This is a genomic window from Pseudomonas parasichuanensis, from assembly GCF_021601385.1.
GTDB lineage: Bacteria > Pseudomonadota > Gammaproteobacteria > Pseudomonadales > Pseudomonadaceae > Aquipseudomonas > Aquipseudomonas parasichuanensis.
This window is the reverse complement of record NZ_BQHO01000047.1, coordinates 20,937-30,633: the sequence shown is the minus strand read 5'-3', so window position 1 is coordinate 30,633 and position 9,697 is coordinate 20,937. Positions and strand designations below refer to the sequence as shown.

The following is a 9,697-nucleotide window of genomic DNA, read 5'->3' as shown; positions in this document are numbered from 1 at the left end:
ATCATTTCCATACTGATCACCCTGTGTTCTCCTGCTCAAAAATTGAGCAGAAGCAGTTGAACACCTGGGTCAGTTTTCAGTCGGCAGAACAGCCTCTACTGGGTCAGTTTTCGGTCAGCGGCAACAAAGCCATCTCGTCAACAAGAAGACAAGAGAACGCTGTTACCGACACGATAGCGAGGAACGCTTCACTCTCGCTGAAGTCCAACTTGTGATCATGAGTAGATGGGTTTCTCCACTCCTGCCTGTAGTTCGTAAATTGATCCAGTACTCTCTTCCTGAAGACGTTGGACTTACTAAAGAACTGCTCAATATCAAATATTCGCGCCTTGTCAAGGCTTTTCTTGGCTAGAACACCGTAAGCTTCTTTTAGGCCGCCTTCGAATGCTTGATTTGTTCTATACACTGCATCAGTGAATGCCGAATCATCGGCGTACTTTTGCCCCCTCTTCAAATGTTTATAAGCAACTTCAACGTGCGCGAGCATCGCCATCAGTCCAAGAGTATGATCACCAGCACCCGCTTGATCAATCTTTCTTCGAAGGGTCGCAATAATATCCATTAATTTAAAACGCTCTAACAATCGGTGAGCGAAAAAAAGGCGCAATCTTATCAGCCATTTGTGTCGCATAGTTTTACTTTTCGGAACTTCTTGAACCAATTGCATCAAGAGGTAGAAACGCCACATGAGCACCAAAAAGCGATGTGACCTTGCCCGAGACTACAAAATCACCGGTAGCGTGTCTATGAGTGAAAATAGCTTAACGCGCCCGCTTGTGAGGTCTACCTGGCCCAATCCTACCATCTGCGAGAGGCAGCTTTGGGTCGAAATCGGTCAGTGACGGGTGACCGCCTTCTAACCATGGCAAGCGTTCACATCAGCTAGCATCCAACCTGGGCGAACCCTCACCCTCCTGACCAGTAGATTTGCATCAGCTACGCTGTTCCAGCGGGCAGGTAACTCAGAGCAAGCTAGAGAATGACAATTGGAAATCAAGATGATCTTGCCTATTCCATTCTGCTGACCCCCTTCCTTTACGCACGCATGGGCACCGATCCTCTTTAGACAGGTAGCGGTGGCAAATCGACTAGGTGGTTGGGCTATTGGTATGCAATAAAAAAGCAGCTCCGGAGAGCTGCTTTTCTGTCTTACTCCCCCTTTTTATGCTTGTGGGGTTTCAAGTCCGGGTGCTCCTTTTGCTTCTCAGGCGTAACTCGCTGCCTTTTGTCCGGCGTGCCATCTTCGTTGGTACGTTTAGGGCCTGGCTTGATGCTCATGCAAAATTTCCTTTTCCGCTCGCGTTGTTGAGTACTGCTATGTAGTTAGTACAACTTCTTACACCTGTCAAAACAAACCGGCGAGGATGCGCTGGCAGCCCGACGTGTCCCACCCCTTTCAGCATTAGAGGCCTGAGTAAGTGCTACCGGCCAAAGGCTTGCACGGGGCCGTAAAATCCAGGGCTGAGCGATACGAGGATGTCTGGACGCTCATCATCCCGAGTACAGTGTGGAAAAGGTTGTCATGACTCAGTGGCGAGCTTGCCTGAGCTTTCAAGCAGCCCACATTGAGGCGTTCGCTCTTCGCGAGAGAGTCAGACATCCAGAGCACCAATGGCACCTTGGTTTGCTCATCTGGAGCCATCGCATAGGGCAGCCCATGCAGGTAAAGGCCGCCCTCCCCCAGCGACTCCCCGTGGTCCGAAACGTACATCAGCGCAGTGTCAAATTTGCTGTTCGCGGCCAGGATATCAATCAGCCCTGCAGTGACGTAGTCGGTATAGAGGATCGAGTTGTCGTAGGCATTGATCACCTCCTGTTGCTTACATTTGTCCAGTTCATTGGTCTCACAAACCGGCTCGAATTTCTTGAACTGCGGAGGGTAGCGCTTGTAGTAGGCCGGTCCGTGACTGCCTTTGTAGTGGAGCACCAGGACTGCATCGCCTTCCTGACGCTTGATGAAGTCCTCCATCTCCGAGAGCAGCACCCCATCCTTACACTCGTCGCTGGTGCACAACTGAGCATCTGTGCGTAGGGTAGTCTTGCGATTAGGCACCCGGTCACAGACCCCTTTGCAGCCCGAGTTGTTATCAGTCCACATGACGCTGATGCCTGCGCGCTGAAGCACATCGAGTAGCCCTTCTCGGCTTTTGGCCAAGCCGTCCTTGTACTCGTCTTTGCCGACGTCCAAGAACATGCACGGCAGCGAAACTGCGGTGGCTGTGCCACAAGAGCTCACATTCGAGAAGCTGATGACATTGCGCTTTTCCAGCTCAGGATTCGTATCACGGGAATAGCCGTTGAGGGAGAAGTTGGCGGAACGCGCGGTCTCCCCAATTGCCAGTACCAGCAGCTTGGGTTTGCGAGCCACTCCGAGCTGTGGCACCACAGCATCGGTACCGATAGCGGTTAGCGTTTTCGGTGTGGCCAACTGGCGCTTCAGGTAACCATGTCCGGCCGCAAACAGGTTGGTCGGAATCAGGATGAGCCGGATCTCCCGATTGTTGCGCAGCAAAGAGGCATACGACTGGTACTGGCTCAGCACGATGCCCGCAAGGGTGACCAGGGCGAGCGACAGGACGATGAGCCTGCTAGCCACCGCCTTGGTCCAGGGCTTGCGACGGAGGGGCACCTGACTGATTACGTAGATGGGCAATACCCCTACCATTGCCACCCAGAGGCTAAGCTTCCAATTCAGCAGCTCGGAAACCTCACTGACGTCGGTTTCCACAACGTTGGTGAACATCGTGTAATCAATGACAATGCCGTAAGTGCTCATGAAGTAGCTGGCGAAAGCCGCACTGATCAGGACCAGGCACAGCAGAGGTTTGGCAAGCCGTCCCCATGACAGCAAGCTGAGTACGGTAAACACCCAAACGAACACTACAACTGGCAAGCTGGCCGCGAGCAGCCAGTTAACTTCATCGGTGTTGAATACCAAACGCCAGAGCACACGCCAAAGCTCAGCATTCGCCAACAGCAACAGCCAGAGCGTTACTAGCCCGACAAGTAAATTGGTACTAATGCCTTCCTGTCGAGCATTGCGAATAGCAAAGAACCATTTACTTAACAGGATACGAACAATGGATTTGGAAGGTGTCATCATAAAGCTCTGAAGGGCTGTACATCCACGGCGCTGGCTTTGGAGTACTAGGAAGCTGCCAGGCAAGCCCTCGACAGATACTGAGCGCATGCGGGCATGGGAGCTCCAGAGACCTTGAACCCCGTGACTTCAGGACGCTTAGGATGTGTGGGGCATAGGAATCAAATGAAAAATAAGCTCTCGCTAGGCGCATTATTTCCGGCTCACGATAACGACATGATGACCTCGTGATTACAATGCTGTCAGAATCTCGGCAATGACTATTTTCATTGCAACCGCTCAGGCTATGATAAAAGCTCAGAAAGGTCCGACCACTGACTCATCAGCACCACCCAATGAATTAAATCAAATTTCACAAACAATCTGGTTTCGTTTTGACGTACGCTAATTTTGAACTTTCACTTCAACGTAAAAGTCATTCTCACGAGCAGACACTTCTTTCATCTTTTGCTCGTGTTTATGTCACCTATCGATGAGGGACGAGCCCCATGCGCTTTTTCAAAAATTTCCTGGGCGGGCACCACGGCCGTGGAAACCACGGCGGTGGCAAGCACCACGGTGGTGAGCATGGAAGTGATCGGCATGATCGGCATAGCCACCATGAGCAGCAGCATAACTGCGACGGAAATGGCCGGAGGACTGACAATGGGCGCGTAATAGCCCAATCCCCACTTAAAGATCTGCAGGCGTGCAGGCACTGCCAGACCGCAAACGCCCCATCTGCACGCTTTTGTCTAAACTGCGGAACACCACTAGCGAGTGATTGCACAGCCTGCGGCTCTTCTCTGACTGCAGGAGCAAAATTCTGCAGCCAGTGCGGCCAGGCCACGACTTAGCGCTCGGCCACACTGAAAAGCCAACGCGACCACTACCCTGCGCAAGGAGAAATACGTGGGATCGAATCATGATCATGGCAGTGCCGCAGTACGTGGGGGACATCAGAAAAAACTAGTCATGGCATTGGCCCTGACCGGCAGCTTCATGATCGCTGAAGTGATCGGCGCATGGATTACGGGCAGCCTTGCGCTGCTGTCGGATGCCTCCCACATGTTCACCGACACCGCCGCCTTGGCAATTTCGTTGATTGCGCTCCAGATCGCCAAGCGGCCGGCGGATCAAAAAAGAACCTTTGGCTATGCGCGACTGGAGATCTTGGCCTCAACGTTCAACGCCGTGCTGCTCTTCCTAGTGGCGATGTACATCTTGTACGAGGCCTACCAGCGCTTCTTTATGCCGGCGGAGATCGCCACTGGAGCGATGATGTGGATCGCGATTGCCGGCCTTATCATCAACCTGATTTCGATGCGACTGCTAGCATCTGCCAGCAGCGAGAGCCTCAACATCAAAGGCGCCTACCTCGAAGTCTGGAGCGACATGCTCGGCTCGTTGGGCGTGATCATTGCCGCCCTCATCATCCGTTTTACCGGTTGGACCTGGGTCGACACGGTTGTCGCTGTCGCGATCGGGCTTTGGGTGCTGCCGAGGACCTGGCAACTGCTTCGCGAGAGCTTGGGGATACTTATGGAGGGTGTACCCCGGGGACTCAACATTGCGGCAATCGAGTCCACAATCTTCAAGGTCGACGGCGTCACGGACGTCCATGACTTGCATGTTTGGGCCGTCAGTAGCGGCAGCAACGTGATGACGTCGCACGTCGTGATTCGGGACTCAGCAGATGGGGACGCTGTGCTTGCAGCTGTCGTGGATGCAGTCAGCGATGCGTTTGAAATCCATCACTGCACCATTCAGATCGAGCGCACAGCATTTCACCAGAACACCCCTTCGCCGTCGCACTGATCGGTCGGTAATCACCTAGTCCTACACCACCTACCGCGCCGAGGGGGGTGGTGTAGAAGAAAGGCAGGGAAGGTTAGGCTTCACCGGCAGAAGTACTTCGCAAGCTCCTGATGAGCGATCTCGCCAGATTCACTCCACTACCTCCAGAAGGTTCAGCGATGACTTGGATCATCACGAAGTACCTGGTCACCGCCGGAATAGTGATTCTCGTGTCTGAGCTGGCAAAGCGCAGCGACAAGCTGGGCGGCCTGGTTGCCGCCCTGCCCTTGGTCACCGTCTTGACGCTGATCTGGCTTTACCTGGAGAGCCAGTGCATGGAGAAGATCTCCAACCATGCCTGGTACACGCTCTGGTATGTGATTCCGACGCTGCCGATGTTTATCGCATTTCCCGTATTGCTGCCCAAGTTGGGCTTCTGGCCGACACTCCTCACCAGCATTGTCATCACCATGGCAAGTTTTGGTGGTTTTTCCTTACTACTACGTCGATTTGGCATCGAGCTGTTATGAGCCAGCCATTGGGAGGCAATCTATTGCCGCTCACCGGCTGTTGATGCACTCGCCTTTCACAAGGTAGCGAACCATGTGCAGTTCACCGTTCGAGTCCTCGTAGCTCATCATACTGCTCAGGTTACCGCAGTACCGCACGCTGGGCGAAACGTAGACCAACTTACCGATATCGAGACTCATACCGTAGGTGTAGTCCTCAAGCTCAGGCATTGGCTTTTTAACACTCTGCGCATAGTCAGCTGTAGCATCCCTAGCAGCACGCTCGGTTCGCTGATTGATCTCCATACCGCTTTGCGCATTGGCTGTTAGTGATGAAAAAATCATGAACACGGCGATAGCGTATCTAGTTGTTTTCATGAAAATACCATTAATAAAAAAGCGCCCGTGACAGGGCGCTAAAATTCACCTTACCAAGGGAGCATCTGGTTCCAAGGTGAATGCATCGGCGTGAGCAGGCTCTCGTTACTCCCACCATGCTGCTTTGGATTACCACGACTCCAAAGCAGCGCTGCCTGTGTGCTGCCCTTAAACTAGCAAAGGCGGCTAACGACAAGATGATGGTGAAATTACAATTTGGACATGTAATAGATTGTAATGTAATTATCCTTGCCCAACTAATATGAACAGCCAAGCATTTTTGCCGGTTTAGGCTAGGGCGAACGATCGGTGGTTTTATACCCCTCAAAGCTTGGTCTTGAAGGATTGATCGGCGCAAACTCAGAGCAGCTTGGCAGAAGTACTGCCCCTTCAGGCCGAATCAGCTTGTCAGACATGAGAGCTGAAAACAGCTACAAGCCAGAGAATCCGCTAAGCTCAGAAGGGTAAGCCGTCTTGACTGTCAGCATTCTTGCGGCCACATTACAAATTTGTAAGATTTCCCCGTAGCCAGCTTCTTCGCGTTAAGATTTAAGCGTCCTCAGGTGACCTCGGCGTATGGATAGAGGTAGCGAATACCACATGCCATACACTCAGCCGAACTTTCAAACAGCCTGCAACCATAGTCTTAGCGGATTAGGCAAATCCCTTCCTCACACCTTGAGATAAGTTATGCGCGTTCTAGTTGTGGAAGACGAAATTAAAACTGCCGAATATCTTCAGCAGGGCCTATCCGAAAGCGGGTATGTCGTAGATATCGTGCACAATGGTGTTGACGCCCTGCATCTGTTCAATACTAACGTCTATTCGTTGGTACTGCTGGACGTTAACCTCCCAGGTATCGACGGATGGGACCTTTTGGAAACCATCAGGAAAACCAGCCGGGTCCGCATCATCATGCTGACTGCCCGCGGGCGCATCAATGACAAACTCAAGGGGTTAGACGGCGGCGCCGACGACTACCTCGTCAAGCCTTTTGAATTCCCAGAGCTGCTTGCTCGCATCCGTTCGCTGCAGCGGCGTGGTGATGAAATAGTCGAGAAAAGCTCGCTGAAAATTGCCGACTTGGAACTCGATTCCGTGCGCCATCGAGTTTTCCGCGCTGGCACACGCATCGATCTCACCACCAAGGAATTTGCGCTCCTGCACCTACTCATGAGTAGGACGGGCGAAGCGCTGACTCGTTCCCAGATCATCTCGTTGGTCTGGGACATGAATTTTGACTGTGACACCAACGTCATCGATGTCGCTATCCGGCGTCTTCGCTCGAAAATCGATGACCCGTTTGAGACCAAGCTCATTCACACGCTTCGTGGCGTTGGGTACGTTTTTGAGGAACGCGCATGAGGCCATTCAGCCTGGCTGCAAAGCTGGGATTAAAAGTGGGGTTGATGAGCGCAGCGTTGCTGCTTCTGTTCGCCACCTTCGGTTATCTGATGGTGGGTCAGGCGCTTGAACGAAATGCCCGCAGTGACCTGGAAGTGAAAATGGCTGGCATGGCTCACAACCTGTCCACCATTTCTGAAATCTCAGGTGTCAACGCAGACGCGCATCAGCTTGTGGACCTGGTCATGGGCCACAATAACCTGTACGTCAGCATCTTCGCTTCGGGACAAAGTCAAACGCCACTGCTTTCGATAGGCTCGAAGCAAGTCAATTTGGAAGTGCACAAGTTCCAACCCGCCGCACAGCCAAAGGAGCATGAGTGGCGCGATACTCAAGACCGTCCCTTGCTCAGTGCTTCTCGCATCATGAAGTTGGGCGACGGTACCGAAGTCAGCGTATATATGACGATGGACCAGTCGTCCAATGAAGCCCTGCTCGATGCACTGCTCACCTGGGCCCTGATGATTTCCCCGTTCATCATCGCGCTGATTCTCGCAATCGGCTGGTGGACCGTCCGTAGAGGTCTTCTGCCTCTAACCAAATTCCTGAAGGTCGCCTCGAAGATCTCCACCGAGAGCCTCGACCATCGCCTGCCCACTGATGGGATGCCGGCAGAACTTAAAGAGCTCGCCGATGGTATCAACATCATGTTGGCTCGCTTGGATGAGGGCGTTCAGCAGCTCTCGCAGTTTTCAGACGATCTTGCTCACGAACTGCGAGCGCCGCTTTCCAACCTGATGGGTAAAACCCAGGTTGCGCTGACCAGAGAACGCTCGCTTCCCGAGTACAGGGACGTGCTGGAGTCGTGCTCAGAAGAGCTGGACCGCATGAGCCGCATGGTTTCCGACATGCTATTCCTGGCCCAGGTTAGCCATCCGGCGTCCATGGTTGAATTCGAACCCGTGTCCTTGGTCGATGAGGTTCAAAGAGTGTGCGATCTCTTCAGCATTTCGGCAGAGGAAGGCGAGATCCAGCTGCAGATTTCAGGCTGTGATGATGTGGTGCGCGGTAACCGCCTGATGATTCAACGAGCCGTGTCGAACCTGGTGTCGAATGCCATCCGCTACTGCCCTCGCGGTCGCACGGTCTACGTGAAGGTGCAACGCGGCACGAGTGGAACAACCTTGAGTGTCGGCAACCCGGGCCGCGGCATCGCCAAGGAACACCATGCGCATTTGTTTGAGCGGTTCTACCGTGTGGATAAGAGTCGAGCACGTAGCGAAGGGGGTACCGGTCTTGGCCTGGCCATCGTCCAGTCGATCATGAGCCTGCATCAAGGCTCGGCGAGCGTAGAGGTGACCGAGGAAAACTTCACCTGGTTCCACCTGCACTTCCCAGAAGCTCAGCTAGAGCAGCCGGCAATCACCGCTGCCTGATCCCAGCTGACTTGAAAAGGCCCGTCGATCGACGGGCCTGTCTGTTTTACTGCAATCCCTCAGTGTCTGAGGACTACAGGATCCATGGGTGACCGCAGCATTACCGATTGGATGATCTTTTGCTCTTCTGCATTGGCGTTCCGCCACAGGTGGGAGAAATACTGGGCGTTCAATTTTTCCTGAGCGCTCACGCTGCCAGCGGCATCAATGAGGCGCATGGTTGAGTAGACACAAATCAGTGCCAGGATGAAGAAGGCTGTCGCCACGACCATCACATAGCGCTTGGCCAGCACAGGCGCACGCTTCAGCTCCAAGATTGACGCATTCGCCGACTTTGTCGCGGCGCCAAGCTCCGTTATCAACGGTTGTATGGCAGTGTCGACGCCACGACACGCAGCGGAATACGCTTCTGCCGCAGCGCGCAAGGCGACTGCTTCGGCATTCGACCACGCTTTCTCGGCCTTTCGCACCTCCTCCTGAATCTGCCGGCCGGCAGCATCAACTTGCTCCACCAGATCGTTAGACTTTTCCAGCACGGCGCAGCAGGACCGCGTCTGGGAAGCCAGCTCATCGAGCTGGGCATTGAGTTTTTCTGTGCTTCGACGGAAGTCACCGATGGCAACTGCCCAGGGCTCTATGTCATTCATAGCTATCTCCTAGAGCGGCCTACAACACCGCGCTGAATTTTCGCGCTAGATATCAAAATTGTAATTAAAGAGGAACCACTCAGTCGCCCTCGACAATGCCGAGATAGACATGATCCTTTCAGATTTGAAAATTTTAAGCATCCTGTTGATCGTAAAAATTACGGAATTGTAATTATTGACTCACCTTGCCGTTAGCTTCGCGTTCCTAAACTACAAACCAACAAAGGCCGTCAGTCAGGCAGGCCTAGTAAGAACCGAGGCATACAATGAAACTTTTCAAATCTATCGCTATTGGCAGCCTGCTGCTTGGTCTCATGGGTACTGCTTACGCTGAAGGTGGCTACGAGCGAGCGAAGCAGTTCCAGGAAAACTTCCGAAATGAACAGGCTCGCCTATGGAGCGATGACTCTTCGGACCAGAACAAACAGCAAGTCGCTCAAGAGCAAAAGAAAGAAAACAAAGATGGTAAGGATCAAGCCGATAATTAATCGGTGGTTAAAAAGGAAT

The 9,697-nt window shown here is 53.0% G+C and carries 11 protein-coding genes; 6 read left to right on the top strand and 5 right to left on the bottom strand.

All coding sequences use genetic code 11. The features are described from left to right. Positions 1–103 precede the first annotated feature (103 nt). The 3 genes from L6D77_RS25240 to L6D77_RS25230 form a co-directional block, all read right to left on the bottom strand. Positions 104–688 (bottom strand): hypothetical protein, encoded by a 585-nt coding sequence (locus tag L6D77_RS25240; RefSeq protein ID WP_236170191.1) that lies wholly within the window; start codon positions 686–688, stop codon positions 104–106. A gap of 714 nt (positions 689–1,402) precedes the next feature. Further along, positions 1,403–3,100, bottom strand: a complete 1,698-nt coding sequence (locus tag L6D77_RS25235) for a phosphoethanolamine transferase (RefSeq protein WP_232882443.1) — start codon at positions 3,098–3,100, stop codon at positions 1,403–1,405. 440 nt (positions 3,101–3,540) lie between these two features. After that, positions 3,541–3,798 (bottom strand): hypothetical protein, encoded by a 258-nt coding sequence (locus L6D77_RS25230; protein ID WP_232882478.1) that lies wholly within the window; start codon positions 3,796–3,798, stop codon positions 3,541–3,543. On the opposite strand from L6D77_RS25230, the gene L6D77_RS25225 reads away from it, so the two are divergent. The 3 genes from L6D77_RS25225 (at position 3,757) to L6D77_RS25215 (ending at position 5,406) form a co-directional block, all read left to right on the top strand. Continuing rightward, positions 3,757–3,936, top strand: a complete 180-nt coding sequence (locus L6D77_RS25225; protein ID WP_236170192.1) for a zinc ribbon domain-containing protein — start codon at positions 3,757–3,759, stop codon at positions 3,934–3,936. The two genes, L6D77_RS25230 and L6D77_RS25225, sit on opposite strands and share 42 nt — an antisense overlap. Before the next feature lie 55 nt (positions 3,937–3,991). After that, positions 3,992–4,897 (top strand): cation diffusion facilitator family transporter, encoded by a 906-nt coding sequence (locus L6D77_RS25220; protein WP_232882444.1) that lies wholly within the window; start codon positions 3,992–3,994, stop codon positions 4,895–4,897. A 158-nt stretch (positions 4,898–5,055) separates the two neighbouring features. Beyond that, the gene (locus L6D77_RS25215; RefSeq protein ID WP_232882445.1) at positions 5,056–5,406 is read left to right on the top strand and encodes a DUF3147 family protein; all 351 of its coding nucleotides are present in this window, start codon (positions 5,056–5,058) and stop codon (positions 5,404–5,406) included. Between the two features lie 30 nt (positions 5,407–5,436). On the opposite strand, the gene L6D77_RS25210 is transcribed toward L6D77_RS25215, so the two are convergent. Beyond that, the gene (locus L6D77_RS25210; protein WP_232882446.1) at positions 5,437–5,763 is read right to left on the bottom strand and encodes a DUF2790 domain-containing protein; all 327 of its coding nucleotides are present in this window, start codon (positions 5,761–5,763) and stop codon (positions 5,437–5,439) included. Between the two features lie 690 nt (positions 5,764–6,453). On the opposite strand from L6D77_RS25210, the gene L6D77_RS25205 reads away from it, so the two are divergent. Together L6D77_RS25205 and L6D77_RS25200 are read left to right on the top strand one after the other, a co-directional pair. After that, positions 6,454–7,128 carry a heavy metal response regulator transcription factor gene (locus L6D77_RS25205; protein WP_232882447.1) on the top strand — a complete coding sequence of 225 codons (675 nt, stop codon included), beginning with the start codon at positions 6,454–6,456 and terminating at the stop codon, positions 7,126–7,128. After that, positions 7,125–8,543: a heavy metal sensor histidine kinase gene (locus tag L6D77_RS25200; protein ID WP_232882448.1), complete on the top strand. Its 1,419-nt coding sequence runs from the start codon at positions 7,125–7,127 to the stop codon at positions 8,541–8,543. The genes L6D77_RS25205 and L6D77_RS25200 overlap by 4 nt, the downstream gene beginning before the upstream one ends. Before the next feature lie 59 nt (positions 8,544–8,602). On the opposite strand, the gene L6D77_RS25195 is transcribed toward L6D77_RS25200, so the two are convergent. Beyond that, entirely contained in the window at positions 8,603–9,190 is a 588-nt protein-coding gene (locus L6D77_RS25195; RefSeq protein WP_232882449.1) for a hypothetical protein, read from the bottom strand. Between the two features lie 266 nt (positions 9,191–9,456). On the opposite strand from L6D77_RS25195, the gene L6D77_RS25190 reads away from it, so the two are divergent. After that, positions 9,457–9,678, top strand: a complete 222-nt coding sequence (locus L6D77_RS25190; RefSeq protein ID WP_232882450.1) for a hypothetical protein — start codon at positions 9,457–9,459, stop codon at positions 9,676–9,678. Positions 9,679–9,697: the final 19 nt, after the last annotated feature.

What these genes read in the sequence shown, in the direction of transcription:
- L6D77_RS25240 (WP_236170191.1), bottom strand. Translation starts at nt 688, where the DNA reads ATGTGGCGTTTCTACCTCTTGATGCAATTGGTTCAAGAAGTTCCGAAA.
- L6D77_RS25210 (WP_232882446.1), bottom strand. Translation starts at nt 5,763, where the DNA reads ATGAAAACAACTAGATACGCTATCGCCGTGTTCATGATTTTTTCATCA.
- L6D77_RS25205 (WP_232882447.1), top strand. Translation starts at nt 6,454, where the DNA reads ATGCGCGTTCTAGTTGTGGAAGACGAAATTAAAACTGCCGAATATCTT.
- L6D77_RS25235 (WP_232882443.1), bottom strand. Translation starts at nt 3,100, where the DNA reads ATGACACCTTCCAAATCCATTGTTCGTATCCTGTTAAGTAAATGGTTC.
- L6D77_RS25215 (WP_232882445.1), top strand. Translation starts at nt 5,056, where the DNA reads ATGACTTGGATCATCACGAAGTACCTGGTCACCGCCGGAATAGTGATT.
- L6D77_RS25200 (WP_232882448.1), top strand. Translation starts at nt 7,125, where the DNA reads ATGAGGCCATTCAGCCTGGCTGCAAAGCTGGGATTAAAAGTGGGGTTG.
- L6D77_RS25195 (WP_232882449.1), bottom strand. Translation starts at nt 9,190, where the DNA reads ATGAATGACATAGAGCCCTGGGCAGTTGCCATCGGTGACTTCCGTCGA.
- L6D77_RS25190 (WP_232882450.1), top strand. Translation starts at nt 9,457, where the DNA reads ATGAAACTTTTCAAATCTATCGCTATTGGCAGCCTGCTGCTTGGTCTC.